30 protein-coding genes are annotated in these 24544 nt (G+C 71.5%); 14 read left to right on the forward strand and 16 right to left on the reverse strand.

Annotation, left to right across the window (positions count from 1 at the left end; genetic code table 11):
* Nucleotides 1-17: 17 nt before the first annotated feature.
* Nucleotides 18-1310 carry an ABC transporter substrate-binding protein gene (locus tag SPOPO_RS0119045; RefSeq protein WP_019876602.1) on the reverse strand — a complete coding sequence of 431 codons (1293 nt, stop codon included), beginning with the start codon at nucleotides 1308-1310 and terminating at the stop codon, nucleotides 18-20.
* Between the two features lie 285 nt (nucleotides 1311-1595).
* Nucleotides 1596-2270 carry a nitroreductase family protein gene (locus SPOPO_RS0119050; RefSeq protein WP_019876603.1) on the reverse strand — a complete coding sequence of 225 codons (675 nt, stop codon included), beginning with the start codon at nucleotides 2268-2270 and terminating at the stop codon, nucleotides 1596-1598.
* 209 nt (nucleotides 2271-2479) lie between these two features.
* Between SPOPO_RS0119050 and SPOPO_RS0119055 the strand changes: the two genes are divergently transcribed.
* Nucleotides 2480-3805 (forward strand): HNH endonuclease signature motif containing protein, encoded by a 1326-nt coding sequence (locus tag SPOPO_RS0119055; RefSeq protein ID WP_084671280.1) that lies wholly within the window; start codon nucleotides 2480-2482, stop codon nucleotides 3803-3805.
* A gap of 60 nt (nucleotides 3806-3865) precedes the next feature.
* Here the strand turns inward: SPOPO_RS0119055 and SPOPO_RS0119060 are convergent, their stop codons facing one another.
* Together SPOPO_RS0119060 and SPOPO_RS0119065 are read right to left on the reverse strand one after the other, a co-directional pair.
* Nucleotides 3866-4606 carry an SDR family oxidoreductase gene (locus tag SPOPO_RS0119060; protein ID WP_028984921.1) on the reverse strand — a complete coding sequence of 247 codons (741 nt, stop codon included), beginning with the start codon at nucleotides 4604-4606 and terminating at the stop codon, nucleotides 3866-3868.
* Nucleotides 4607-4616: 10 nt separating this feature from the next.
* Entirely contained in the window at nucleotides 4617-5855 is a 1239-nt protein-coding gene (locus SPOPO_RS0119065; RefSeq protein WP_019876606.1) for an acyl-CoA dehydrogenase family protein, read from the reverse strand.
* Nucleotides 5856-5974: 119 nt separating this feature from the next.
* Here SPOPO_RS0119065 and SPOPO_RS30550 point away from each other — a divergent pair, with 119 nt between their 5' ends.
* Nucleotides 5975-6973, forward strand: coding sequence for an AraC family transcriptional regulator (locus tag SPOPO_RS30550; RefSeq protein ID WP_019876607.1), 999 nt, complete (start codon nucleotides 5975-5977; stop codon nucleotides 6971-6973).
* Nucleotides 6974-7046: 73 nt separating this feature from the next.
* Here SPOPO_RS30550 and SPOPO_RS0119075 read toward each other — a convergent pair whose 3' ends face one another.
* Nucleotides 7047-7241 carry a hypothetical protein gene (locus SPOPO_RS0119075; protein ID WP_156870032.1) on the reverse strand — a complete coding sequence of 65 codons (195 nt, stop codon included), beginning with the start codon at nucleotides 7239-7241 and terminating at the stop codon, nucleotides 7047-7049.
* 199 nt (nucleotides 7242-7440) lie between these two features.
* Here SPOPO_RS0119075 and SPOPO_RS0119080 point away from each other — a divergent pair, with 199 nt between their 5' ends.
* Nucleotides 7441-8103, forward strand: coding sequence for an alpha/beta fold hydrolase (locus SPOPO_RS0119080; RefSeq protein WP_019876631.1), 663 nt, complete (start codon nucleotides 7441-7443; stop codon nucleotides 8101-8103).
* 3 nt (nucleotides 8104-8106) lie between these two features.
* Here SPOPO_RS0119080 and SPOPO_RS0119085 read toward each other — a convergent pair whose 3' ends face one another.
* A complete protein-coding gene (locus tag SPOPO_RS0119085; protein ID WP_156870034.1) occupies nucleotides 8107-9705 on the reverse strand; it encodes a hypothetical protein in 1599 nt (532 codons plus the stop codon).
* Between the two features lie 43 nt (nucleotides 9706-9748).
* The gene (locus SPOPO_RS30555) at nucleotides 9749-10336 is read right to left on the reverse strand and encodes a DUF305 domain-containing protein (RefSeq protein WP_019876633.1); all 588 of its coding nucleotides are present in this window, start codon (nucleotides 10334-10336) and stop codon (nucleotides 9749-9751) included.
* 156 nt (nucleotides 10337-10492) lie between these two features.
* Between SPOPO_RS30555 and SPOPO_RS0119095 the strand changes: the two genes are divergently transcribed.
* Both SPOPO_RS0119095 and SPOPO_RS0119100 read left to right on the forward strand, forming a co-directional pair.
* Nucleotides 10493-10900: a YciI family protein gene (locus SPOPO_RS0119095; RefSeq protein ID WP_019876634.1), complete on the forward strand. Its 408-nt coding sequence runs from the start codon at nucleotides 10493-10495 to the stop codon at nucleotides 10898-10900.
* Nucleotides 10901-10902: 2 nt separating this feature from the next.
* Nucleotides 10903-12039 carry an RNA polymerase sigma factor gene (locus SPOPO_RS0119100; protein WP_019876635.1) on the forward strand — a complete coding sequence of 379 codons (1137 nt, stop codon included), beginning with the start codon at nucleotides 10903-10905 and terminating at the stop codon, nucleotides 12037-12039.
* On the opposite strand, the gene SPOPO_RS0119105 is transcribed toward SPOPO_RS0119100, so the two are convergent.
* Nucleotides 12026-12517, reverse strand: a complete 492-nt coding sequence (locus tag SPOPO_RS0119105; protein ID WP_019876637.1) for a CinA family protein — start codon at nucleotides 12515-12517, stop codon at nucleotides 12026-12028. The two genes, SPOPO_RS0119100 and SPOPO_RS0119105, sit on opposite strands and share 14 nt — an antisense overlap.
* A gap of 26 nt (nucleotides 12518-12543) precedes the next feature.
* Nucleotides 12544-12732: a hypothetical protein gene (locus SPOPO_RS0119110; protein ID WP_019876640.1), complete on the reverse strand. Its 189-nt coding sequence runs from the start codon at nucleotides 12730-12732 to the stop codon at nucleotides 12544-12546.
* A gap of 61 nt (nucleotides 12733-12793) precedes the next feature.
* Here SPOPO_RS0119110 and SPOPO_RS0119115 point away from each other — a divergent pair, with 61 nt between their 5' ends.
* Nucleotides 12794-13102, forward strand: a complete 309-nt coding sequence (locus SPOPO_RS0119115; RefSeq protein ID WP_156870036.1) for a hypothetical protein — start codon at nucleotides 12794-12796, stop codon at nucleotides 13100-13102.
* A gap of 3 nt (nucleotides 13103-13105) precedes the next feature.
* On the opposite strand, the gene SPOPO_RS0119120 is transcribed toward SPOPO_RS0119115, so the two are convergent.
* The 3 genes from SPOPO_RS0119120 to SPOPO_RS0119130 all read right to left on the reverse strand — a co-directional run bounded on the left by SPOPO_RS0119120 (nucleotide 13106) and on the right by SPOPO_RS0119130 (nucleotide 14925).
* A complete protein-coding gene (locus SPOPO_RS0119120) occupies nucleotides 13106-13555 on the reverse strand; it encodes a CHRD domain-containing protein (protein WP_019876642.1) in 450 nt (149 codons plus the stop codon).
* Between the two features lie 163 nt (nucleotides 13556-13718).
* Nucleotides 13719-14558, reverse strand: a complete 840-nt coding sequence (locus tag SPOPO_RS0119125; RefSeq protein WP_019876643.1) for a PhzF family phenazine biosynthesis protein — start codon at nucleotides 14556-14558, stop codon at nucleotides 13719-13721.
* Between the two features lie 28 nt (nucleotides 14559-14586).
* Entirely contained in the window at nucleotides 14587-14925 is a 339-nt protein-coding gene (locus tag SPOPO_RS0119130; protein ID WP_019876644.1) for a rhodanese-like domain-containing protein, read from the reverse strand.
* A 106-nt stretch (nucleotides 14926-15031) separates the two neighbouring features.
* Between SPOPO_RS0119130 and SPOPO_RS0119135 the strand changes: the two genes are divergently transcribed.
* From SPOPO_RS0119135 to SPOPO_RS34885, 4 genes are all read left to right on the forward strand, one after another.
* The gene (locus SPOPO_RS0119135) at nucleotides 15032-15472 is read left to right on the forward strand and encodes a MarR family winged helix-turn-helix transcriptional regulator (RefSeq protein WP_019876645.1); all 441 of its coding nucleotides are present in this window, start codon (nucleotides 15032-15034) and stop codon (nucleotides 15470-15472) included.
* A gap of 63 nt (nucleotides 15473-15535) precedes the next feature.
* Complete coding sequence (locus SPOPO_RS0119140) at nucleotides 15536-15754, forward strand: hypothetical protein (protein WP_019876646.1); 219 nt, start codon at nucleotides 15536-15538, stop codon at nucleotides 15752-15754.
* Nucleotides 15755-15832: 78 nt separating this feature from the next.
* Nucleotides 15833-16510 carry a hypothetical protein gene (locus SPOPO_RS0119145; protein WP_019876647.1) on the forward strand — a complete coding sequence of 226 codons (678 nt, stop codon included), beginning with the start codon at nucleotides 15833-15835 and terminating at the stop codon, nucleotides 16508-16510.
* Between the two features lie 47 nt (nucleotides 16511-16557).
* Complete coding sequence (locus SPOPO_RS34885; protein ID WP_084671286.1) at nucleotides 16558-17667, forward strand: MauE/DoxX family redox-associated membrane protein; 1110 nt, start codon at nucleotides 16558-16560, stop codon at nucleotides 17665-17667.
* A 60-nt stretch (nucleotides 17668-17727) separates the two neighbouring features.
* Here SPOPO_RS34885 and SPOPO_RS33080 read toward each other — a convergent pair whose 3' ends face one another.
* Entirely contained in the window at nucleotides 17728-18204 is a 477-nt protein-coding gene (locus SPOPO_RS33080; protein ID WP_019876650.1) for a pyridoxamine 5'-phosphate oxidase family protein, read from the reverse strand.
* Nucleotides 18205-18236: 32 nt separating this feature from the next.
* Nucleotides 18237-19235 (reverse strand): non-homologous end joining protein Ku, encoded by a 999-nt coding sequence (gene ku, locus SPOPO_RS0119165; protein ID WP_019876651.1) that lies wholly within the window; start codon nucleotides 19233-19235, stop codon nucleotides 18237-18239.
* 176 nt (nucleotides 19236-19411) lie between these two features.
* Here ku and SPOPO_RS0119170 point away from each other — a divergent pair, with 176 nt between their 5' ends.
* Nucleotides 19412-20326, forward strand: a complete 915-nt coding sequence (locus SPOPO_RS0119170; protein WP_019876652.1) for a S1 family serine peptidase — start codon at nucleotides 19412-19414, stop codon at nucleotides 20324-20326.
* Between the two features lie 94 nt (nucleotides 20327-20420).
* Here SPOPO_RS0119170 and SPOPO_RS0119175 read toward each other — a convergent pair whose 3' ends face one another.
* Both SPOPO_RS0119175 and SPOPO_RS0119180 read right to left on the reverse strand, forming a co-directional pair.
* Nucleotides 20421-20951: a flavin reductase family protein gene (locus SPOPO_RS0119175; RefSeq protein ID WP_019876653.1), complete on the reverse strand. Its 531-nt coding sequence runs from the start codon at nucleotides 20949-20951 to the stop codon at nucleotides 20421-20423.
* Nucleotides 20948-21841, reverse strand: a complete 894-nt coding sequence (locus tag SPOPO_RS0119180; RefSeq protein ID WP_019876655.1) for a magnesium transporter CorA family protein — start codon at nucleotides 21839-21841, stop codon at nucleotides 20948-20950. The genes SPOPO_RS0119175 and SPOPO_RS0119180 overlap by 4 nt, the downstream gene beginning before the upstream one ends.
* A gap of 254 nt (nucleotides 21842-22095) precedes the next feature.
* Here SPOPO_RS0119180 and SPOPO_RS0119185 point away from each other — a divergent pair, with 254 nt between their 5' ends.
* The 3 genes from SPOPO_RS0119185 to SPOPO_RS30575 are packed head-to-tail and all read left to right on the forward strand — an operon-like array spanning nucleotide 22096 to nucleotide 24534.
* A complete protein-coding gene (locus SPOPO_RS0119185) occupies nucleotides 22096-22566 on the forward strand; it encodes a CinA family protein (protein WP_019876656.1) in 471 nt (156 codons plus the stop codon).
* 28 nt (nucleotides 22567-22594) lie between these two features.
* Complete coding sequence (locus SPOPO_RS0119190; RefSeq protein ID WP_019876657.1) at nucleotides 22595-24052, forward strand: aminotransferase class I/II-fold pyridoxal phosphate-dependent enzyme; 1458 nt, start codon at nucleotides 22595-22597, stop codon at nucleotides 24050-24052.
* A gap of 35 nt (nucleotides 24053-24087) precedes the next feature.
* Nucleotides 24088-24534 carry an SRPBCC family protein gene (locus tag SPOPO_RS30575; RefSeq protein WP_019876658.1) on the forward strand — a complete coding sequence of 149 codons (447 nt, stop codon included), beginning with the start codon at nucleotides 24088-24090 and terminating at the stop codon, nucleotides 24532-24534.
* The last annotated feature ends 10 nt before the right edge of the window (nucleotides 24535-24544 follow it).

A 24544-nucleotide genomic window follows, 5' to 3' on the forward strand; every position in this document is an offset into this window, starting at 1 on the left:
GCCGCCCTGACGCCGGGTCAGTTGTCCTTGAGCGTGACCGGACCGGTGAACCGGGCCGGCTGTTCGACCGCCGCGACCGCCTTGCCGTTGACCACGCGCGAGGCCCAGAAGTGCGGGTTGAAGTAGCGGGGGAACTTCTCCGACAGCGGGGCGTCGAGCGCGGGCTTGCTCCAGTCGAAGGGCGTCCACGCGTCGTGCTCGATCGGTCCGGCGGTCTCGAGCGCCTTGGTCAGCGTCACCGGGGCGGTGACGTCGCCCTCGGCCTTGGAGAGCAGGTCGGCGATCGTGTGCACGCTCACCCACACCGACAGGGCCGCGTCGGTGTACTCGACCTCGGTCCCGGCCGCCTCGATCTCGTCGTGGAACCGCTTGACGCCCGGCAGCGAGTCGTCCGTCGGGGTCTTGCCGGAGTTGATGACGTACATCCCCTCGATGCCCTTCGCGACGCGCGAGTCGTCGAGGACGTCGGGGGAGAAGGTGCTGCCGAACGTCGTCGTGGGCGTCTCGTCCAGGCTGTAGCCGCCACCCTCGATCGCGTTGACGAAGGCCGGGATGCCCGCGCTGGTCACGAAGGTGACGTTCACCGAGTCCGCACCGGACTCGTACGCCGAGGTGACGTACTGCGTGTAGTCGGTGGCGTCGACCGGGTACAGCGTCGAGCCCTTGAACTCGATGCCGACCTGGGGCAGCAACTGCTTCACGAGGTCGAGCAGGCCGACGTACGCGGGGACGTTCGGGCCGAGGTACTGCACGGACGTCGCGCCGGTGGCCTTGAGCAGCGCGCCGCCGGCGACGAACTGCAGGGCCGTCGCGGAGATCGGGAAGCTGTTCTTCCCGCTGCCCTCCTGCGGGCTGTTCGGGTTGTTGCCGACGAGCGGGATCCCCGCCGCGTCGAGGATCGGCTGGTAGATCGAGCCGTCCGGCGAGGCCGCGCCGATGACGGCGGTGACCTTCTCCGAGACCGCCCGGCGGGCGCAGTCGCCGGTGCCGTTCGGGTCGAAGCGGGTGTCACAGTTGAGGATCTCGATCGGGTGACCGTTGACGCCGCCGGCGTCGTTGATCGCCTTCGCGGCGGCCCGCGCCGAGGGCGGGATCTCCTTGAACGTGACCGCGCCGGTCTCCGACGTCAGCGTCATGAGCTTGATCGAGGACCCGGGCGCCGCGGTCGCGTTCGGGTCGGACGCCGGGGACGTCGCTCGCGGGTTGTCGGACACCGGGCTCGCGGTCTCCTCGTCGTCATCGGCGCACGCGCCGAGGCCGAGGACCGAGAGAGCGGCGCACAGGACGAGGACAGGGCCACGCAACGACATCGAGACTCCAAGGGCACGGCGGCGGGGACTTAGGGCATGTCTCCCAACTCCTCTGCGGCGCGCTCGGGGCCTCGGACGCCCTCTGGCCGCGTTGTCGTCGTCGCCCGCTACTCCGTAGCGGGCTCCTCCTCCGCCTTGCCAGAGACCGTCCGAGCCGCCGATCGCATCCGCCGGGAGTTGAGAGACACGCCCTAGCCGCGGAGTCTACGTAGGTGTTGACTGCAATTCAACGGTCATGTTGACAACGAGTGGCTGAACGTGCGCAGTCGTCCCGAAATGTCGGGGCTACCAGCGGTCCCAGTGGATGAGCTCGGCGGCGGGGCGGCGGGAGACCGGGCCGAACCGGCCGGCGGGGTATCCGACCGGGATGAGGGCGTAGACCCGGACGGACCGGGGGATCCCGAGGATCGCGCGTAGCTCGGGCTCGAACAGTGGGTGCCAGGTCGTCAGGCACGCGCCGAGCCCGCGGGCGCGGGCCATCAACAGCAGGTTCTGGACGGCGGGGTAGATCGAGGCCGCCTCGCCGGTGCGGAGCATCTTCAGGACGTTCCGGGCCGCGATCAGCGCTCGCCGTCGGCCCAGGGCCCGCATGCCGGCGCGCTGCTTGTCGAGCGTCCGCATCATCCGCTTGACCGGGCCGCTCATGTCGTAGCAGGCGACGATCAGCGCCGGAACCTCGTCGAAGTGATCGGCCTGGTACTTCAGTGCGGCGAGGTGTCCCGTCCACTTGCGGTCGTTCATGTGCTCCGGCGGGGTCTGGGTGCTGATGTACCAGTCGACGACCTCCCGCCAGGCCGGCGCGAGCCGCGCGATCTGCGCCCGGTCCGTCACGACCACGAACGAGAACGTCTGCTCGTTGCCCCCGCTCGGGGCGTAGGTCGCGGCGGTGATGAGTTCCTCGAGCAGCTCCTGTGGGACGGGATCGGGCTTCAGTCTCCGCATCGCCCGCATCGTCGACATGACGTGGAGGAGCGGCGCCTCCGCCCCGAAGGAAAGCTCAGTCTCAGTCACAACGAGCACCCTAAGGAGGTCGGCCGCGTGTCGTCTGCCCTCGCGGACCGCTTGGGGCGCGGCAACCGCTGACGGGTCGTCAGAAAGTAGTGACAGTAGGGACTAATGAGGTCTTGACAGCACTAGAACAGACGTTCGAATGCGGGTAGAATCGTGGCATGTCCGCAGGGGTGGGGATCCATCCGGCACTGGCGACGATCGCCAGTGCGGTTGAGGACGTCCGCAAGGTCGCGGCGATGCTCACCGCGGACGAGGTGTGGACCTTCACCGACGCGGATCTCGAGTTCATGGTGCGGGCGCAGTCCGAGCTCGACTCCGCCGTCGCGGCGGTCGGGGTGCGGGCGGTGCGGGAGGCCGATGTCCGCGGGCTTTCGCTGCAGGACGGGAAGATCTCGACCGCGGTCTGGCTGGGCCAGAAGCTGAACCTGCACCCGGTCGAGGCGCGGCAGCGCGTCAAGGACGCCGACATCCTGTCCCGCAAGGGCATCGCCACCGTCGAGGCGTTGGCCGAGGGGAAGCTCAATCGCGACCAAGCCCGTGCGGTCGGGCGGAGTCTGCGCAAGATCGAACCCGTCGGCTCGGCATCGGAACTCGCGAAGGTGGAGACGTTCCTGCTGGCCAAGTCCCACGGTGCCGACCCCGGGGCGATCCTGCGCCTGGGTCGGCACATCGAAGAGGTCATCGACGAAGACGGCAAACCCCCGGCACCCGACCCGGACGACCCCACCGGCGACGCCCCGGCGGAGTCCAAGCGGGCGGCCCGCGCGCAGCGCAAGCGATCGTTGACGATCACGGATCTGGGCAACGGGCTGCACCGCATCCGCGGGGAGCTGACCGACGAGGTCGCCGCCCTGGTCAAAGCCGCCCTCGACCCCCTCGCCGCCCCGCGACCCGCCGTGAACGGGGTCCGGGACGAGCGGTCGGCGCCGCAGCGGCGCCACGACGCGCTCGGGGACGTGTTCCGCCAGTTCCTGCGCTTCGGGGACCTCCCGCCCTCCCACGGGGTCCGGCCACACCTGCACGTGACCGCGAGCGTGGAGACCATGAAGGGCGACACCGGGCACCCGTTCGCCCGCACCGCCACACCCGCCCAGTGGGCCGCCCTCGTGGCGAGGGACATCGGGTGCATCGGCGAGGGTTGTACCCGACCGGCGGCGTGGTGCGAAGCGCACCATATTGAGTGGTGGGACCGGGACGAGGGCCCGACCGACGTGGACAAGATGGCCCTGGTCTGCTCCCACGAGCACTATCTGATCCGATCATCACCGCGCAGAGACCCACCGCAACCACTGACCGCGTTGCAAGGGAAGGGCTGGGGAGTGCGGATGGCCGCCGACGGCCACCCCGAAATGATCCCCCCGAAGTGGGTTGATTCCGAACAGACGCCAAGACGCAACGCGCACTGGCAACTCATCCGCAACGGACTCAAAGTTCCGCCCGAGGAACCCGAACCACCCCCGCCGGCGGCCCCCCGCCGCGAGTAGAGACCGTGCGTCCGAAGAAGTGGTCGCTATTGCAGCCACATGTTCGGACGCAACGGGGAGTTACCAGACGCCGGCGGTGGAGCCCCCGTCGACGGTCATGATCGAGCCGGTGACGTAGTTCGACCCCGTCAGGTACAGGACCGCGTCGACGACGTCCTGGGGAACGCCGGTCTTCCCGGTGGGGGAGAAGGTGCGCAGGAAGGCCCACGTCTGCTCGTCTCGCGGGAACATCGGGGTGTCGATGACGCCGGGGGCGACGGCGTTGACCTGAACGCCGGTCGGCGCGAGCTCCAGGGCCAGGCTGCGCACCGCGTGGTTCAGGCCACCCTTGAGCATCGCCGGCAGCAGAGCGGGCAGCTTCGCCTGCGGCTGCATCGCGATGCAGGCCGTGATCGCGACGATGTGTCCCGACCCGTTCGCGCTCATGTGCCGCGCCACCGCCTGCGCCGGGTACAGGAACCCGCGCAGGTTGACGTCGATCATCGACTCGATCTCGTCCTCGGTGAGGTCGACGGTCGGCTTGCCGAGGAACTGGCCCGCGTTCGCGACGAGGACGTCGACCCGCCCGTACGCCTCGAGCGCGCGCTCGAAGATGCGCTGCGTCGTCTCTGGCCTGCCGATGTCGCCCTCGACGAGCAGGAAGTTCTCCGGATCGCCGATCGAGGTCGCGGCCTCCTGCAGCCGCGCCAACGTGCGCGCGTTGCCGACGACGTTGTCGCCGCGCTTGAGGTACGCCTCGGCGACGGCGAGACCGATGCCGCTCGAAGCGCCGGTCACAATCACAGTCTTGGGTGACGTCACGTCAGGTTCCTCACGTCTCGCTCGTGGCCAGGGGGTCGTAGTCGGGGGACATCAGCAGGGCGTGCAGCGCGCGACGGCGCACGCCGACGTTGCCGCCGGCGAAGATCGGCAGGGCCAGGGCGTCCTGCAGCAGGCCGCCGAGCGGGTCGACGTCGTCGTAGCTGTCGACGCCGACGACACGCATCAGGTCGGTGATCACACGCACCGCGGTCTCGGAGGCGAACACCTTCGCCGAGTGCGCGAGCTCGGCCGCGGCAGGCTCACGGTGGTCGACCGACCAGCACGCCCGCAGGCTCAGCGCTCGCACCGCCTCGATCGCGATCTTCGCGTCGGCGAGCGCGTACCCGACCGCCTGGTGGGTCAGGATCGGCGCGGCGCCGCCGCGGTGCTCGGTCCGTGCGAACTCCCACGCGTGCACGAACGCCGACCGCATCAGCGCGACGCCCATCAGCCCGACGAGCGCCGACGCCCCCGCGAAGCTCGCGCCGCTCAGCCGCAGGCCCGCGCCCCCCGCGCCCAGCAGGTTCTCCTCCGGGGCGGTCACGTCCCGCAGGGTGATCTCCGGCAGCAGATGGGCACGGTAGCCGGGCGAGGCAATGACGCGGTCCAGCTCGACGCCGGACGGGTTCTGAACGGCGATCATCGAGATCGCGCTCTCGGGCGGGGCGTCCTCGTCGGTGCGGCAGACGACGCAGAGCAGGTCCGCCCCGTCGCGCTCCCACCCGGTCGCGGAGGAGACCCACTTCTTCCGTCCGTTGATCACCCACCGGCCGTCGGCGCGGACGGCCCGCGTGCGCACGCCTTCACCGGGCGGCGGTGACGCGGCGTTCGCGCTCCCGCCGGGCTCGCTGGAGCAGAACGCGGCGAGCGGTGCACCGGTCGTCTCGAGGAACGGCGCCAGGAACTGCTTGTGCTGCTCGGGCGTCCCGCCGACGACGACCGGCGTCACGCCCAGCACCGTCCCGAGCAGCGTCAGCGCGACGCTGCCGTTCTCGGCGAACAGCTCCTCCACCACGACGGCGGTGTCGACCAGGCTCTCGTTGTCCCCGCCCACCGCCGTGGGGAGGCAGGCGCGCAGGAACCCCTCGGAGATGAGGCGTTCGTAGGCGGGCCGGGTCGCAAGGAAACGTTCTTCGGGGGTGGCCAGGCGCTCCGCGGACCGCGCGTCCCGCAGTACGTTCCGGGCCACCGAGCGCGTGCGGGCGCGGAGGTCGCGCTGCCGGGGCGTCAGGGCGAAATCCAACGTCACGCCCGCAGTCTCGGCGGCACCGCCCGGTCGGCGCTCGAACGTGACTGCGCGTCGATTGGGACGAGCGTGCAGGGCCGTCCGCGGTTACCCTGACCGCACCAGCCCCGCGGAGGTGGCCTGTGCGGTACCTGACGGTGGCGGATCATCCGCCGGCCGAGCAGTTCAGCTACTGGCGCGACGTCATCTGCCAGGTGTGCACCCCGCTGGCCGCCGAGCGCGAGCCCGAGCACCGTGGCGGCGAGCCCGCCCTGGAGCGGATGACCGGTTGGGCGCGGTCCTCGACCGTCGGCACCTCGCACTGCGCGGAGGTCAGCTCGAGGACGCAGGTCCTCGTCCACGGCCCCGGCGAGATCCGGCGCATGAGTTCTGACGACGTGTTCGTCTCGCTGCAGCTGCGCGGGCACTGCATCGCCGGGCAGGGCGACCGTGTCTGCCACATCGGCCCCGGCTCGTTCGCGATGTTCGACACCACCGACACCTACCGGCTCGCGTACTCCGGTGACGACGCCGGCGAGTGGCAGGTTCTGTCCTTCCGCGTCCCGCGGTCGCGGCTGGTGCCGCTGGTCGCCGACCCCGGTGGTTTCACCGCGGTCGTGCACGACGCGACGCAGGGTGGCATCGCGGCGCTGGTCGCGTCGACGATGACGTCGATCTGGCGCAACGTCGAGACGCTGGACGACGTCGCGGCGCAGTCCTCGGAGACCGCACTGCTGACGCTGCTCGCCGCCGCGGCCGGCGACACCGTCGGCCGGGAGGTCCGGGGCGAGACGACGGGCGCCGCATTGCGCGCGTCCATCAACCGTTACCTCGCCGGCAGTCTGCACACCGAGCTGACGGCGGCGTCGGTCGCGGCGCGCTTCGGGATCTCCGTCCGCAAGCTGCACAGCCTCTACGCCACGAGCGAGCAGACGTTCGCACAGACCGTCATGACCCTGCGCGTCGAGGCGGCGGCACGTGACCTGCCCGCCGGCGGCGCCGGGACGCTGACCGACACCGCGATGAGGTGGGGCTTCGCCGACCTCTCGCACATGAACCGCGTCTTTCGCGCGCGGTTCGGCTGCCTGCCCTCGGAGTTCCGGCAGCGACCGGCGGCCGAACTCCCCGATCTCGGCCGATAGCCGGGCACGTCACCAGCCGGACAAACAGCAGGGCCGGCTCGAAACGTCGAGCCGGCCCGGGTGTCGATCGGAATCAGGCCTGCGTGACCCACTCGTCGACGTGCGCGCACACCGCGGCGGTGCCGGCAGCGGCGCACGGGGCGCAGGTGCTGAAGCCCGTGCCGTGCTTGTGGGGCTTGATGGTGCTCTTGTCGAACGGAGGCGTCCGAACGAGCTTCGACGGGTCCGAGTTCCGGGCGGCTTTGACCGCCCGCATCTTGACTGACAAAAACTTCTCCTCAATGAGTGCGGGCGCCCTGAACGCAGGACGCCCACCTCCATGATCGCAGTCTTTTCGCGATCGTGCTCGGCGTCGCGGTCGGCGGACGGTCTGCAACGGCTCGTGCGCAGGTCAGCGAGGTGCCGGGCCACCGCCCGGCGGCGCCGGTGTCGACGCAGGGAAGAATCCGGGCATGACTTCTGCACCGATGCTGGACGCCGTCGAGTTCGAGACCGGGCCGAACCCCGAGTGGACCGTGATCCTGCTGCACGGACTCGGCGACAGCGGGGACGGCTGGGCGCCGGTCGCGCCGCACATCGTCCGGCCCGGCTGGCCGTCGGTGCGGTTCCTGTTTCCGCACGCGCCGGTCCAGCCGGTGACGATCAACGGCGGGATGAAGATGCGGTCCTGGTACGACATCGTCGACCTCGGCGACATCGACCGCCGCGCCGACGAGGCCGGGCTCGCGGAGTCGGCGAAGGCCGTCGAGGCGCTGATCGCCCGTGAGGCCGAGCGCGGCATCCCCGCCTCGCGGCTGATCCTGGCCGGGTTCTCCCAGGGCGGTGCCGTGACGCTGACGCTCGGCCTGCGCCGCGCCGAGCCCCTCGCCGGACTCGTCGCGATGTCGACCTACCTGCCGATGGCGAAGAAGGTCCTCGACGAGGCCAACCGCGACGGCACCCTCCCGGTGTTCATGGCCCACGGCCTCCACGACCCGATGGTCCCGCACCCGGCCGGCCTGCAGGCCGCCGAACACGTCCGCAGCCTCGGCCACGACGTCGAGTGGCACTCCTACCCCATGCAGCACGAAGCCTGCGCCGAGGAGCTCGACGCCCTCGGCGCCTGGCTCTCAGCCCGCTTCGGGGTCTGACCGTCAGCCGCGGACGCGGCGCCGCCAACCGAACACGGCGAGCAGCCCGACGCCGATCCCGCCGGCGGCCGCGAGGGTGAGCGCCGTCCCGGAAATGCCGCTCGCGTCGTCGGCTTGCGTGTGGACGATCGGCTGCGGCGTCGGTGTCGTGGTGGGCGGCGACTGGTCGGTAGCCGTGAATGCGGCGTCGGGGAACGCGGCAACGACGTGGGTCGCGGCGGCCGTGCGGAGGGAGTCCGCGACGACCGGGCCGCCCGACTTCGGATACGCCGTCAGACGCGTTCCGGAGCCGTACACCAGCGCCATCTCGCCGAGGGCGTCGAACTGACCGCTCCATTCGCCCGGCACGGCCGGCCGTTCACCCTGCGGATTCGCGGAGCGGTCGTAGACCGCGACGCGGTTGTGATGTGTGCGGTAACCGGCTTCCTCCCGCACGAGCAGTTCGCTCGACGACGTCCAGGCGAGGCCCGTGGCCCAGTCGCCCTCGGGTGTCTCACCCAGCCGACGTCCGGTCTCGACGTCGACGACGATCACCCGGTAGCGGCCGTCGCCACCGACGTACGCGGACGCCGCAATGGTGCGGCCGTCCGACGACGGCTTCCACAGTTCGACGCTCTCGTCCAGGCTCGCGACGGCCGTCAGCCGCCCGGCGGCGTCCAGCCGGGAGAACGTCGCCCCGCGGCGCATGTCTCCGTCCCGCACGAGGAAGCCGTCGCTCACCGCGTAGCCCTCGGAGACGTCGCCGATCGGCCGGGACGACACCCCGGTCCCGCGCACCTGCACGAGGCGCCCCTCGTAACGCCCCTGATCGGTGTTCCGGGTCGCCACGAGATCGATGTCCCGGCCGGCCCGATCGAGGCACCGCAGTGCGCGAACGGTCTCCTCGGGTGAAACTCCGAGCGCCACCTGGCGGCGCAGAGCGAGACCGTCCGCGTCGTGGACGGTGAGCTCGGTGCGACCCTCACGGAAGGTTCTCGGGTCGGCGCCGGCCGGGGTGTGCCGCGGGGCGCGTCCCGCCGCGACGACCGTCTCCCCGCCCGGGCAGACGGCCGCCAGCGTGGCGGAGCCGGGCGTCCGGTCCCAGGCGACGACGGTGCCGGCGGAGTCCACGGCCGCGAGCCTTCCGGAGGCGAAGTTGCCCGCCACGAAGGCGACGGGTCGGCCGCCTTCCGCGGGCTCGGGGTCGCCGTCCATCAGCTGCAGCGCCTCGCCGAGCGGGTAGCCGTTCCCGCAGCCGCTGACCGTCCATTCGCCGTCCGGGCCCCGGCCGGCGGACAGGGCTGCCGCCGCGCCCGGGGCGACGTAGGGAAGGCAGCTGGCGCCGGTGTCGAGCGCTCCGCGGAGGACCTTCGGAGGCTCGGGTCCCGCGAAGTCCTCGACCCGGAAAGTGCCGATCGGCGGCTCGGAACCAGGGCGGTTGGCGTCGTTGGGGGTCTCGTCGGTCCGGGTGACGATCACGACCGTCCCGCCGGCTTCGAGCGCGCCCTTTGCCGACCCCTGGGCGCAGGAGCAGGCGTGCGCGGGCACGGCGAACAGCATCGAGACGGCGGCGCATGCCGTCGCGGCGCCGCCGCCCGCGGCGTAGCGCAATACCCGGTTCACACGGGTTGGACGGCGGAAGCGGACGAAACGTTCGCCGGCGCGGTCAGCTGGCCGGCGACCTGAGTCCGCGCTGGCGGAGGAGGTCCTTCATCAGGGTGATCTCGTGCTGCTGGACCTGGAGGATCGTGGTCGCGAGGTCGCGGAGGGTGGGGTCGTCGGTGCGGGCGAGGATGTCCCGCGCCATCGCGACGCCGGCCTCGTGGTGGGGGATCATCAGCTGGAGGAACCGGACGCCGACGTCCTTCGGCGGGATGGTGCCGAGGACCTCGATGTCCGCCTGCGGCATGACCGCCCCGGCGTGGTGGCCCTCGGCGCCCGGGGTCGCGGCGGGCCCGGTGGGCGGGAGGCCCCACACCGCGAGCAGGGCCCGCATCTGGCCGATCTCCTGCTGCTGACTGAGGGCGAGGTCGAACGCGATCTCCTGGATCTGCGTGTCGGGCGAACGGTCCCGGGCGAAGGTGGCCATCTCGATCGCCTGGGCGTGGTGGGTCTGCATCTCGCGGGTGAACCCAGCCTCGGCGCTGGTCGTCGCCGGGTAGGTCGGCGCGGCCTCCCCGCGGTCGAGCTGCGCGAACGTCAGCGCACCCGAGGCGAAGGCGGCGACGCCGATGAGAGCCGTCCGCGTCCACACCCCTCGACGGTCGCCCGGGCGTGTTTCCGGTCGTGGACGTCCGCGTTACGAGGACCTACCGAAATTTCTCCTCCGGGATGTCGAGAACGGTCCGGCGGCTCCGTCCCCGGGGTGAAGGCGACCAAGATGGGTCGGCAGACACCGAGGAGAACCACCATGGCGAAGTACCTCCTGCTCAAGCACTACCGCGGCGCGCCGGCGGCGGTGAACGACGTGCCGATGGAGAAGTGGACGCCCGAGGAGATCGACGCGCACATCCAGTACATGCGCGACTTCGCGGACCGACTCACCGAGACCGGCGAGTTCGTCGCCGAGGCGGCGCTGGCATCCGAGGGCACGTGGGTGCGCTTCGACGGCGAGGGGCGCCCGCCGGTCACCGACGGCCCGTTCGCGGAGACCAAGGACCTGATCGCCGGCTGGATGATCATCGACGTCGAGAGCTGGGAGCGGGCCGTCGAGCTCGCCGGGGAGCTGTCCGCCGCGCCGGGAGCGAACGGGCAGCCGATCCACGAGTGGCTCGAGCTCCGCCCGTTCTACGGAGTCGCGCCGACGATCACGGACTGAGTGTGGACGACGTCGCCCTTCGGGCCCTCGTCCCGAGCGTCCTGGCCGTTCTCGTCCGCCGCGGGGCCGACTTCGCGGCGGCCGAGGACGCGGTCCAGGACGCCTTGATCGAGGCCGTCCGCACCTGGCCGGCCGACCCGCCGCGGGACGCCAAGGGTTGGCTGGTGACCGTCGCCTGGCGACGGTTCCTCGACGCCACCCGCGCCGACGCGGCCCGGCGACGGCGTGAGGACGTCGTTGACGCCGAACCTGAGCCCGGCCCGATCCCGGCGACGGACGACACGCTCTGGCTCTACTTTCTCTGCGCGCACCCGTCGTTGACCCCGGCCTCGGCGGTGGCGCTGACGCTGAGGGCGGTCGGCGGTCTGACCACACGTCAGATCGCCGACGCCTACCTCGTCCCCGAGGCGACGATGGCGCAGCGGATCAGCCGCGCCAAGCGCACGGTGTCCGACGTCCGGTTCGATCAGCCCGGGGACGTCGGCACGGTGCTGCGGGTGCTCTACCTCGTGTTCAACGAGGGCTACTCCGGCGACGTCGACCTCGCCGACGAGGCGATCCGCTTGACCCGCCAGCTCGCGGCGGCCTTCGACCACCCCGAGGTCGCCGGGTTGCTCGCGCTGATGCTGCTGCACCGCGCCCGCCGCGACGCGCGGACCCGGCCCGACGGCAGCCTCGTGCCGCTCGCCGAGCAGGACCGCTCGCGCTGGGACACGGCGCTGATCGCCGAGGGCGTCGAGATCCTGCAGACCGCCCTGGCCCGGGATCGGCTGGGGGAGTACCAGGCTCAGGCCGCGATCGCGGCGCTGCACGCCGACGCTCCGGAGGCGGAGGAGACCGACTGGGTGCAGATCGTCGAGTGGTACGACGAGCTGCTGCGGTTCACCGACAGCCCGGTGGTCCGGCTCAACCGCGCCGTCGCGCTGGGGGAGGCCGACGGCCCGCACGCGGGTCTCGCCGCGCTCGCCGGGCTCGACGAATCCCTTCCGCGGCACGCCGCCGCGGCGGCGTACCTGCACGAGAAGGCGGGCGAGCGTGCGCTCGCGGCCCGCCTGTACGCCGAGGCGGCGGCCCGGGCGACCAACGCCGCCGAGCGCGACCACCTGACCCGTCAGGCGGCGCGGCTCAATCGCGGGTGAGTGCCTCGACCAGCAAGGTGAGGGCCGCGGCGGCGAAGGCCTCCATGTTCGCGGCCCGGTCGTCGGAGCCGGTGCGCAGGTTGCGGGCCGTCACGCCGTTCGGTCCGGAGACCGCGGCCCACGAGTGGCCGGGCGGGTCGCCGTAGGGATTGCCGGTCGGACCGGACGCGCCGGTCTCGCCGATGCCCCAGGTCGTCCCCAACGACGCCGCGACAGTGGTGGCGAGCCAGGCGGCGAAGGGCTCGGTCGCCCCGCGCAGGTCAGCGGGCCGCGGCGCCCCCGCGAACTGCGCCCGCGCGCCGTCGAGGGTGTAGACCACGAGCCCGCCCCGGTAGAACGCCGAGCAGCCGGGGACCGCCACCAGGGCGGCGGAGATGAGCCCACCCGCGGCGGACTCGGCGACGGCAATCGACTCACCCCGCGCGACCAGTCGCTCGGCGGCGGCGTGCGCGGGTTCGGTCAGGGTGGTGGGAAGCACGGGGTGATGCTAAGGCTGACCCGTCGTCAGCGCCCCTTCTTGCGGGTCGACTGCGCGAAGCGTCCGGCGTGCCCGAGGGCCTTGGACGTCTTCGTCGGGCCGGCGTGCTTCTTCTCGATCCGCTCGCTCAGGCGCCGCGCCACGGCACCGAGGATGGGCACGGCGATCGCCATGATCAGCCAACGGCGGAACCGACGCGTCAGGAACACCCACATGGCCCCAAGCCTGCCCCGTCGGTGCCGGCGTAAGCCGGGCGGGGTCGGGGATGATGGCCACATGGCCCAACGTCCCGCAGTGAGTTTCGACGACGCCCGTCGCCTGGTCCGCGACCATCTGCTCGACCGCTGGACCTCCACCGACGGCCGGTTGGTCATCGCGAAGCAGGGCTTCACGGACACCACCCGGTGGCGGGTGGTCGCGCACGCGGAGCCGATCGAGGACGACCCGGCCGACGCCCCGCCGCCGCCGGATCTGAGCGGCACGGCGTTCCTGGTGGACAAGACGACGGGTCAGATCACCGAGATCCCGGTCGCCGGCAACGAGCTCGAGCTGGACCTCATGCTGCCCTGGGGCGTCCCGGACTGACCGTCAGCCGAGCTGCGCCCGCCGCGCCCCGTCGGGATACGCGGTGGTGTGGAGGTTCAGGTAGAACCGCTCCGGCTTCGCCAGGACGCGGGAGACCGCCCGCGGGTTCGGCTTCATTCTGTGGCCGTGCGCGTCGTCGGCGTCGACGCAGTCGGCGAGCGACCCACGCTTGCCGGGCACCTTCACGTCGTTGACAAGGTCGACGTGGTGCGGCCCGGTCTTGCCGGCCGCGCCCCGGTGCAGGTGCGCCGCGACGACCTTGCCCTTCAGCCCGCTCCACGTGATCAGGTAGCAGACGGAGTTCCGCGGGTCGTCGAGCGAGAGGAACGCCCGGACCTCGCCCCGCGGGTCGCCGCCGCCGGGAACCGCCTCGGCGGTCGGCGTCAGCTCGAAGAACCCGCTCTTCGGGGCCGCGGTGCCCGCTGCGAGCGTCGGGCCGGCGAGCGTCGCCACCAGCGCGACGGCCAGGGGGAGACCGAGGATCGGGAACGCCAGTCGTTACGCCGAGGTGTCGAGTTCCCTTCGCCGCCAAGGAATGTCGCCGTGATGTCAAGAAAGGGTGACACCCCTTACTGCGCAGTAAGGGGTGTCACCCTTTTTGAACATAGGTGGGGCGTCAGGCTGGGATCGGGGCGGCGGTGCCGGTGACGCGGACGCCGTCGGAGGCGGGGTCGAGGGCGACGACGAGGCGGCTCGGGCGGCCCATGTCCTCGCCCTGGTGGAGGACGACGCGGTCGCCGACGGCCAGGCGGCCGAGGGCGCGGAGGTAACCGCCGAACGCGGCGGCGGCGGCGCCGGTGGCCGGGTCCTCGCGCACCCCGCCGGGCGGGAACGCGTTGCGGACGTCGAACTCGGCCGGGCCGCGTGGCCAGAAGACGTGCACCGTCCCCCACCCGGCGTCCGCCATGACGGCGGCGAGGGCGTCGAAGTCGTAGTCGAAGTCGGCCAGGGTCTCGCGCGCCGCGACGGCGAGGACGGGATGCGTGTTGCCCGCGAACGCGACGTGCACCGGCCAGCCCCCGTCGAGCTGGTCCCGTTTCCACCCGAACGAGGCAAGCAGGGCGTCGATCTCCGCTGCCGTGGCGGGCCGGCTGGAGGCCGGGGGAGAGGTCAGCGTCGCCGTCACCCCCGTCGGGCTCGCCTCGGTCAGGACCGCGACCGGACCGGCCGGGGTGTCGAAGCGCAGCGGCCCGCACCCGTCCCGGTCGGCGAGGGCGACGGCGGTGGCGATCGTCGCGTGCCCGCAGAACGCGACCTCGGCCTGCGGGCTGAAGTAGCGGATCGGGCGCGATTCGCCGTCGCCCGGGAGGACGAACGCCGTCTCCGAGTAACCGACCTCCGCCGCGACGGCAAGCATCTGAGCCTCGGTCAGCCCGGTTGCGTCGAGCACCACCCCGGCGGGGTTGCCCCCGACTCCGTCGGTGGTGAAGGCGGCGTAGTGCAGTACCTCGGTCATGCGTCCATCCTCCCGGTCGTCCGGGCGATCAGGCGACCAGTGCCGACTCGGTCGGCAGGCCGGCCTCGACCCAGTCCTGGATCCCGGCCTCGTAGGTGCGGACGTCGGTGTACCCGAGCGCCTCGAGGCCGCGCGCCACGGCCCGGCTGTTCGGGCAGGCGGTGTTGGCGCAGTACGTCACGACGGTCTCGTCGCGCTGGGGGAGGAGCTGCGCGGCGAGCGCCGCGACGTCGTCCTCCACCAGGTTGACCGCCCCGGGGAGGTGCTCCTGGTCGAAGTAGCCGGACGGCAGGGCGTCGACCAGGTGGACCGGCCGGTTCGAGGCCAGGAGGAGCAGCAGCTCGGTGCGGGAGATGTTCGTAGCCATGTCACGTTCCTTCGGTGGGTATGTGCGTGTACACGCAAATTAGTAGCGGCCGAGGGTTCGTCCTGTCAATGTGCGTGCACACGCACGGATCAGTTAGGGTGGTCACATGGTTCGGAAGGACAGCGTCGGAGTCACCGCCTGGGCGGCCCTGCTGCGGGCCCACGCGGCCGTGGTGCCGAAGCTCGCGAAGGAGGTCGCGGCCGCGGGGCTGCCGATCTCCTGGTACGACGTCCTGCTCGTGCTCAACGCGGCGCCGGAACGGAAGCTGCGGATGTCGGACCTCGGCGCCGCCGCGGTGCTGAGCCGCGAGCAGATCAGTCGCGTCGTGAGCGAACTCGAGCGCGCGGGACTCGTGCAGCGCGTCCCGAACCCCGACGACAAGCGCTCGTCGTTCGCGACACTCACCGACGCCGGCCGCGAGCGGCTGCGCGCCGCGGCGCCGACGTACGTGGCCGCGATCGAGGCGCACTTCACCCAGCACCTGACCGCCGCGGAGATCGCCGCGGTCGGGTCCGCGCTCGCGAAGGTCGTTGCGGCGGAGGAGTGAACGTGCAGGTCCACGCGGCGTGTCGCCGTCGATTCCGGAGGCGGATGCCCGATCCTTTCGAATATGACAACGACTCAGATTGACTGGACCCAGCTCGAGGCCCAGTTGAGCGAGGCTGCCGAGGTCCTGCGTGAGCACGTCGACGCCGAGATGGCCGAGGTGGACTCCGCGCTCCGTGCGCTCGCCGAGGACATCACGACCCAGTCCCGCGCGGCGCTCGCCGCCGTCGAGGCGCGCGGCGCCGGCTTCGTCGTCGCCCCGCGGCAGCCGCTCGAAGTCTGACGCCGACCGCGTCACCTCCACCCGGATCCCACACCCGGGGCACAGCCTGTTCACAAACGCCGATGTTCTGATGGTGCCGTGGACGTCTGGCGTTCTGACGCACGGTGGGGATCGGGGGCCGCGCTGGCCCTCGTCGCCGCCGTGTCCGGGCTGCTGACGCACCTCTCGCTGCGCGCCGACAGTGTGGGGCCCGCTCCCGCACTGTCGACGCTGGTGATCGGCGGCGCGGTGCTCACCGCCGTGCTGTGGCCGCTGGCGGCGCGGTCGACGGGCGTCGTCACGTTGGCGGCGGTGCTGCTCGTCGCCCAGTTCGGCACGCACGCGCTGACGCTGCTCGCGGCGGGCGCGCCCGTCGGCAACCCCCGCGGGCTGATCTGCTGTCCGCCGACCGAGGCGACCAGTGACGGCCTGGTCGGCCGGCTCACCGCGCAGGCGGGCTGGACGCTCGTCGCCGTCCAGGCGCTGGCGTGCCTGCTGCTTGCCGCCGTGATCCGCGGCAGCCGCGCCGGTGCCGACCTCCTCGCGACGGCGTTCGCGCTCGTCACGTCCGTGTTCTCCGTCGCCGGCGTGCTCGCCGGCCGCGTCCTGCGGTGGCTGCGCCTGCTCGGCGCCCCGACCGCACCGGCCTGGGTGCGACCCGCGCCCTACGCCCGACCTTCCCGACTCCGCGACCCGGGCGCGCTCCTCGCGCGCTGCACCGGCCGCCGGGGCCCGCCGCGCCGGCCCGCCCCGGTCCTTTCCCTGGCTGCCGGCTGACCGCGTGACGTGCGGGGCCGTGCCGCCCCTTCTCGTCGGAGTTGGTCATGTCCGTTTCTGTCCCAGCACGTCCCGTTGCTCCTCGTTCGCTCCCGCCCCGCTTCGCCGGGGCCGCCGCGTGGGCCGCCGTGCCCGCCCGGTTGCTGCTCGCCGGCGTCTTCGGCGTCGCCGGTGCGCTCAAGATCGACGACCCCGCGGCATCGGTCCGCGCGGTCCGCGCGTACGACCTGTTGCCCGACTGGCTCGCCGTGGTCGTCGGCCGCGGTCTGCCCGCGTTCGAGCTCGCCCTCGCGGTCGCGCTGCTGCTCGGCGTCGCGCTCCGTCTGACCGCCGGGGTGGCGGCCGGGTTGCTGACGGTCTTTGTCGTCGGGATCTCGACGGCCTGGGCCCGCGGCTTGCAGATCGACTGCGGCTGCTTCGGGGGCGGCGGCGTCACCGACGACCCGCAGTACGGGCGTGAGATCGCCCGGGACCTCGCGGTGCTCGTCGTCGCCGTGGCGCTCGCCTGGTTCGGCCGCTCGCGTCTGACGATCAGTCAGCGTGTGGTTCCCGGCGTGGTCGCTGCGGCCCTGCTGGTCGCCGGCGGTGCGGGCGTCGTGGTCGCGGAGGCGACCGAGCCGGCCCCGCCGACGCAGATTCCGGTCGGCGTCACCGTCGCGGGCGGGATCGTGGTCGGGTCACCGGACGCGCCGCGCACCGTCGTCGTCTACGAAGACCCGCAGTGCCCGCACTGCGCGGAGTTCGAGCGCACCGGGGGAGTCGCCCTGCACGACGCGGTCGAGGCGGGGCGCGTGAAGGTCGAGTACCGGATGCGCAGCTTCCTCGGGCCGGACAGCGTCCGCGCCGTCGCCGCCCTCGGCGCCGCCCAGGACGCCGGAAAGTTCGACGAGCTCCGCACCGCGATGTTCGCGCACCTGCTGACCGGCGGCGGCTACAGCGTCGACCAGCTGCTCGCGCTCGGGGCGTCCGTCGGGCTCACCGACGCGGCGTTCGTCGACGCCGTCCGCGACCAGGTCTACGCCCCGTGGGCCCGCTCCGTCGACGACCGCGCCAGCAAGGACGGCAACACCGGCACCCCGGCGCTGTTCCTCGACGGCCACCCCGTCGACCCGGCCGTCGCCTTCGACGCCGCCGCCCTGGCCCGCGCGCTCGCTTGACGGCCAACGTCCGAAGAAGTGGTTGCTATTGCAGCCACTTCTTCGGACGTTCGGGCATTGTCAGACGCGGACGGGGCCCTCGGAGCCGGCCTCGGCGCCGGCGGCAGCCTTCGTCAGGGCGAGGAGGCGTCCGATGGCGCCGCCGGGGGAGTCCCAGTACTCGCCGTAGTCGACGTCGACCGCGAGGACGCGGATGTTCGGGTCGTCCTTGCCGTCGAAGTACGCCCCGGCGGGGGCGGTCCACAGCGACTCGATCAGCGCGCGGTCGTTGAGCACGCGCGCCGAGCCCTGCAGGGCGACGTAGTCGTTCTTGCTCGGGTCGGAGAACGTCGTGGTGCACGGAGCGCTGCCGTTCCCGAGGGCCTGCACCCAGTCGGCGTCGGCGGCGACGAGGAAGTGCATCGTCGAGGAGTCCAGACCGGCCAGCGTCAGCGGCCGGGACTTCCAGACGTCCCCGTCCGGCGTGCCGACCATCGCGAAGTGCAGTTCTTCGAGAACCTCGGACAGGCTCCGGGCTTGAGTGTCGGTGGCAGTCATACCGAAGAACTGCCCGCCATGGACCCCGCCATTCACGACGCCTTGCGGGCGGGACGTTTGCTCGAACTCTTCTTGGCGGTGGTCTTCTTCGCGGCCGACTTCTTGGCCGTGGTCTTCTTGGCCGTGGTCTTCTTCGCCGCGGTCTTCTTCGCGGCGGTCTTCGACGACGACTTCTTCGCCGGTTTCTCGTCGTCCTCGTCGGCCTTACGGGTCTTCAGCTTCCCGGTGTCGGTGTTGCCGGCGCCCTTGCGGGACTTGGCGGCGTCGACGGAACGGCGGAGGGCCTCCATGAGGTCGAGGACCTCGGCCTCGGGCTCGGCGTCGTCGTCGTGCACGACCTCGCGGCCCTTGGCCTTGGCCTTCACCAGTTGCAGGACGCGGTCGCGGTAGGTGTCGGCGTAGTTCTCCGGCTTCCACTCGGTGGTCAGGGCCTCGATGAGTCCGACCGCGGTCTTGAGGTCCTTGTCGGAGAACTTCGCCTTGCGGGGGATCGAGGGCAGTTCATCGGCGGGGTCGCGGACCTCGTCGCCGAAGTACATGGTCTCCAGCACCAGCACGCGGTCCTGCGGGCGGATCGCGGCGAGGTACTGCTTGCTGCGCATGACAAGCGTCGCGATGCCGATGCGCCCGGCCTTCTCCATCGCCTGCAGCAGCAGGCCGTACGGGCGCGCGGCGTCGTCGCTCGCGGGGGCCAGGTAGTAGGACTTGCGGTAGAACACGGGGTCGATGTCGGCGGCCTCGACGAAGTCGGTGATCTCGATCGTCGAGCTGCGGCCGGGCTCGACCTCCTCGAGCTCGTCGGGGGTGACGATCACGTGGCGTCCGTCACCGAGGTCGTAGCCCTTGACGATGTCGGAGTACTTGACCTCCTTGCCGGTGTCCTCGTTCACCCGCTTGTTGCGGACGCGGTCGTCGGTCCCCTTCTCGAACTGGTTGAAGTGGACGGTCTTGTCCTCGGTGGCGGAGTACAGCCCCACCGGAACGTTGACCAGACCGAAGCCGATCGAGCCGGACCAGATCGCGCGTGCCACGGACGACCTCCCGCTGCCAGGCCCTCCGAACGGGCCGTTGATAGGTGGGAAGTGCCCACGAACACACGTGCTCACCCGTGACAGCAGATTCGACCTCGAAAGTTCCCCGAAACGGGAAGTTCTACGGCATAGAGGGCGTTGCAACGGATATCTGACGACAATCGTGTGGAGTATTCATGACGTTCCGAACGCACGTCCTGTCCACCTGTGCCGCCGCCGGCAGCGCCGTCGTGCTCGCCGGGGCCCTGACGATTTCCCCGGCGCTGGCCTCCGACAAGCCGGCCGACAAGACCGCCGAGCAGCCCGCTGCGGGTGCCGCGTTGTTCGACACCGCCGGCACCTGGGCGCCGGCCGCGACGGCGAGCGTGCACCCCGGCGTCATGACGCAGACCGAGGGCGCCGGCCAGTGCACGGCGAACTTCGTCTACACCGCCGGCAGCAAGACGGTCCTCGGCCAGGCGGCGCACTGCTCCGGTACCGGTGAGGCCACCGAGACCGACGGCTGCACGTCCGAGTCGCTTCCGCTCGGGACGCCGGTGAAGATCGTCGGCTCCGACGTGGTCGGCACGATGGTCTACAACTCCTGGATCACCATGCAGCGCAGCGGCGAGAAGGACCCCAACGCCTGCGCGTACAACGACCTCGCGCTGATCGAGCTCCCGGCCGACGCTTTGAACCAGGTCAACCCGTCCGTGCCGGTCTTCGGGGGTCCGGTGGGCGTCAACACCACGGGCACGAGCAACGGTGAGAAGGTCGTCTCGTACGGCAACTCGTCGCTGCGTCAGGGCCTGTCGATCGTCTCGCCCAAGACCGGCACGAGCTTCGGCACCGTCGGCGACGGCTGGTCGCACACCGTCTACACGCTGACGCCGGGCGTCCCGGGTGACTCCGGGTCAGCCTTCCTCGACAGCAACGGTTACGCCCTGGGTGACCTCTCGACGCTGTCGTTCGCGCCGATGCCGCTGAGCAACCAGGTCAGCGACCTCGCCCACGAGCTCGACTACGCCCGCGCCCACGACAGCAAGCTGTCCGACCTGCGCGTCGTGGCCGGCACCGAACCCTTCCTCCCGGGCGCGCTTCCGGTGGGCTGATCCGCCCGACAGCCCGGCGCCCATCCGACGGCCGTCACCGCTTCCCCCCAGCGGTGACGGCCGTTCCTTGTCCGCCAGCCGTTCCGAGGGTCGCTCAGTCCTCGTCGGGGTCCGCGTCGTGCCCGGCGTCGAGGTGCTTGACGGACTGGAAGCCGAGCTGGCCCATCGGGTGGCCGGCGGACGACGCTGCGACCGGTTCGAGCAGGTAGCCCATGTGGTCGCCGACCTCGAGGCGGTCGAGGATGCGCCCGACGAACCAGCGGGTCACCTCGTCGAGGATCGGGACGCCGAGCGGGCCGTCGTGCCAGGTCTCGGGCGCGAGCTTGTCGACCTCGTCGCCGGTGCGGGTGCCGAAGCGGATCGCGAGGTCGATCTGGCCCGGGTCGGGGAGGTGCACCCCAAGCGCCTCGGCCTGCTCGGCGACGTCGAAGGTGTGGTTGTTCTTCGACAGGAAGACGAAGTAGCGCGGCGGGTGGATCGCGCACTGCGTCGCAAACCCGAGCAGGCACCCGTTCCGCTCGCCGTCGCGGGAGACCGCGGTCACGAGGTGCATCGGCCAGTCCAGCTGGCCCATGACGGCGTGGAAGTCCTCGACGGCGCTCCCCGGGATCGCCTCGGTGCTCACTGCGGTCCTCCGATCCAGCCGCGGCGGTGGGCGGCGAAGACCGTCCCGGCGGCGATGGCGAACATCGTGCCGAGGACGATCCAGTACACGATGACGTTGGTGAAGAACCCGAGTTCGAAGTTCATGCCCATCACACCGGCGATGACCGTCGAGGGCATCAGGACCGCGGAGATCACCGTCAGGATCTTCATGACGTCGTTGGTCCGCTGTGCGGTCCGGCTCATGAAGACGTCGAGCGAACCGGTGATCGCGGACCGTGTGCTGTCGATGGAGCCCACGGCCGTCTCCAGCCGGTTCGTCAGCTCGGCGAAACGATGCGCCGACTCCGAGTTCGAGAGCACGATCAGTTCCGGGTCGGCCAGCCGCGTCAGCAGTTCGCGATGGTCGACGACCGTCCGCCGCAGCCGGCCCACGCGGTGGCGTAGGTCGATCAGACGGTCCATCAGTTCACGGTCCTGGCGGTTGAACTCCGGGGAGATGAGCTTCTCGTCGAGGTCGTCGACCTCGCGGTCGAGCTGTTCGACCCGCTCGAAGAACGTGCTCAGGTGCCAGTCCATCAGGACGGCGAGGAAGCGTGGGCCGTCCATCCGTCCGAGGTCCGACTGCGAGCTGATCGGTTCGTTCAGCAGCTCGATCAGGTTGACCTGCTCGGTGTGCGCGGTGACGATCCAGCCCCGTCCGACCACGCAGCGGATCGCGACCGGGTCCGGGCCGTCGGCGTAGGCGAGGGCGCTGATCAGGATGTGGCCTTCGGCGTCCTCGGCGAGGGCGGCCTCGTCCCGCTCCTGCAGCCACTGGAATTCCTCGTCGTCGAGCAGGCCGTCGTGGAGTTCGCTGAGGAGTTTGGTGGTGGAGTCCTCGAGCCCGCCGTCGCCGAGGCACAGGTCCACCCAGAGCAGCTGGTTCCTGCTGATCCGGCCGAGGCGGTCCTGCTCGGGGTCGACCTCGTGGTCCAGGCCGTTCTTGTCGTAGAGGTACGCGCGCAGGGCGTTACCGGCGCGGCGCTCGGAGGCGTCGGCGGCGTCGGGTCTCGGTGGGGCGGGACGGGAAATGGGACACCTCCAGATCTCCGGAAGGTCGTCCTACCCGCCCGGGGGCGATTCACCCAGGACTGAACTGGTGGTAACCGCGGTAGGTACCAGGCGTGTCGCCCACCAACAAGCTTGCCGAAGAGATCGCCGCCCTGGCCGAGGAGCACGGCCACACCGTCGCCACCGCCGAGTCCCTGACCGGCGGTCAGCTGACGGTGCAGCTCGCCGCGGCCCCGAACGCCTCGAGCTGGTTCCGCGGTGGCGTCGTCGCCTACAGCTCCGAGGTGAAGCGGGACGTGCTCGACGTCCCGCTCGGGCCTGTCGTGAGCAAGCCCGCCGCGATGGCCATGGCCTCCGGCGCGTGCCGGGTGCTCGGCGCCCGGATCGGCGTCTCCACCACCGGGGTCGGCGGCCCTGGCGAGGAGGAGGGACAGTCCCCGGGCACGGTGTGGATCGGCCTGGCGTGGGAGGGCATCCCGATCGAGGCCTGGGAGTACAAGTTCGGCGGCGACCCCGACGAGATCTGTCAGCAGGCCTGCGAGGCCGCGCTGCAGGCGGTCCGGGACCGGATGCACATCGGTTGACCCGCGGGACCCCGGGTATCCCGGACTGATGGACCACTCACGCGCGCCCGTTCTGGAAGCACTCGAAGAGTTCCGCCGTCGCGGGGACACCGTCTTCGGCCCGCCCGGACACAAGCAGGGGGCCGGGGCCGACCAGCGGGTGGTCGAGATCGTCGGCGAGGGCGTGTTCGCCTCCGACGTCCTCTCGCTGAACGGCCTCGACGACCGGCGCGAGTCGCAGGGCGTCATCACCCAGGCCGAGGAGCTGATGGCCGACGCCGTGCACGCCGAGCACGCGTTCTTCTCGACCTGCGGCAGTTCGCTGTCGGTGAAGACCGCGATCATCTCCGTGGCCGGGCCGGGGGAGAAGCTTCTCGTCGCCCGGAACACGCACAAGTCGATCGTCGGCGGCCTGATCGTCGCGGGCATCCAGCCCGTCTGGATCCCCGCCCGCTTCGACACCGAGCGCCACCTTGCCCACCCGCCCGGTCTGACCGAGGTGGAACAGGCGCTCGCCGAACACCCCGACGCCAAGGGCGTCCTGATGATCAGCCCCACCGACTGGGGCTCCTGCGCCGACCTCGCCGGAACGGCGAAGGCCGCCCACGCCTACGGCATGCCGTTACTCGTCGACGAGGCGTGGGGAGCGCACCTGCCGTTCCATGAGGAGGTCCCTTCGTGGGGTATGGACGCCGGGGCCGACCTCGTCGTCACCAGCGTCCACAAGATGGGCGCGGCCATCGAGCAGAGCTCGGTGTTCCACCTGCAGGGTGACCTGATCGACAAGAACGTCCTGACCCTGCGCGAGGACATGCTCGGCACGACCAGCTCGTCCGGGCTCGTCTACGCCACCCTCGACGGCTGGCGGCGGCAGATGGTCGAGCACGGGCGGGACCTCATCGGCGTTCTGCTCGAGCTGGCGCAGCACGCCCGCACCGGGCTCGCGCAATTCGACGGCCTCGACGTGATGGGGCGTGAGGTCGTGCGCGACGACGGTGCCTTCGACCTCGACCCGCTGCGCCTGACCGTCGACGTGCGCGGGCTGGGGACCACCGGTTACGCGGCCGCGGAGTGGCTGCGGGCGCGGTGCCACGTCGACGTCGGGTCGTCGGACTCGTGTCGCGTCAACGTGCAGATCGCCCTGGGTGACGACGAGCGCACCGTCGCGCGCCTGATCCACTCGTTCCAGGCGCTGGTCAAGCACCGCGACGAGCTCGACCCGCGACCGGAGATCCCGATGCCCGACCCCGCCGTCTTCGACCGGCAGCCGACGATGACGCCCCGCGAGGCGTTCTTCGCCCCGGCCGAGCAGGTCGCGGTCGAGGAAGCCGCGGGCCGGATCGTCGCCGAGATGGTCAGCCCGTACCCGCCCGGCGTCCCGGTGCTGGTGCCGGGCGAGCGCATCGAGGAGGAGGTCCTCGCCTACCTCCGCGCGGCCGTGGACGCCGGCGCGCTCGTCCCGGACACCGTCGACGGCTCCCTGCAGACCCTGCGCGTGGTCGCCTGACGGTTGCGGGGCGGGGAGCGGGGCAGATCGAGGGCATGGCACGCACCTCCCGGACGATGAACGGCCTGAGCCCGGCCCAGGTCTTCCTCGCGTTTCGCGACGGCTACACCTACGACCGCTGGGTGGTGGGGACGCGGAACATCCGCTCCGCCGACCCCGGGTGGCCGGCGCCGGGCACGGAGATCCACTACACGATCGGCTACGCCCCGCTGCGCAAGGACGACAAGACCGTCGCCTGCTCCTACGAGCCGGACGTCAAGCTCGAACTCGAGGCCCACGCCTGGCCGGCCGGGACGGCGCGGATCGCCTTCACCGTCGAGGAGGTCGACGGCGGGTGCGTCGTGCACATCGACGAGCACCCCCTGCGCGGCATCGCCGCGACCCTCCACAACCCGGTGCTGGATCTCCTGATCAAGGTCCGCAACGTCGAGACCCTCCGCCGCCTCGAGCAGCGCATCCGCCAGATGGTCGTCCACCGCTAGCGCATCCCGC

It is taken from the genome of Sporichthya polymorpha DSM 43042, from assembly GCF_000384115.1.
Lineage (GTDB): Bacteria > Actinomycetota > Actinomycetes > Sporichthyales > Sporichthyaceae > Sporichthya > Sporichthya polymorpha.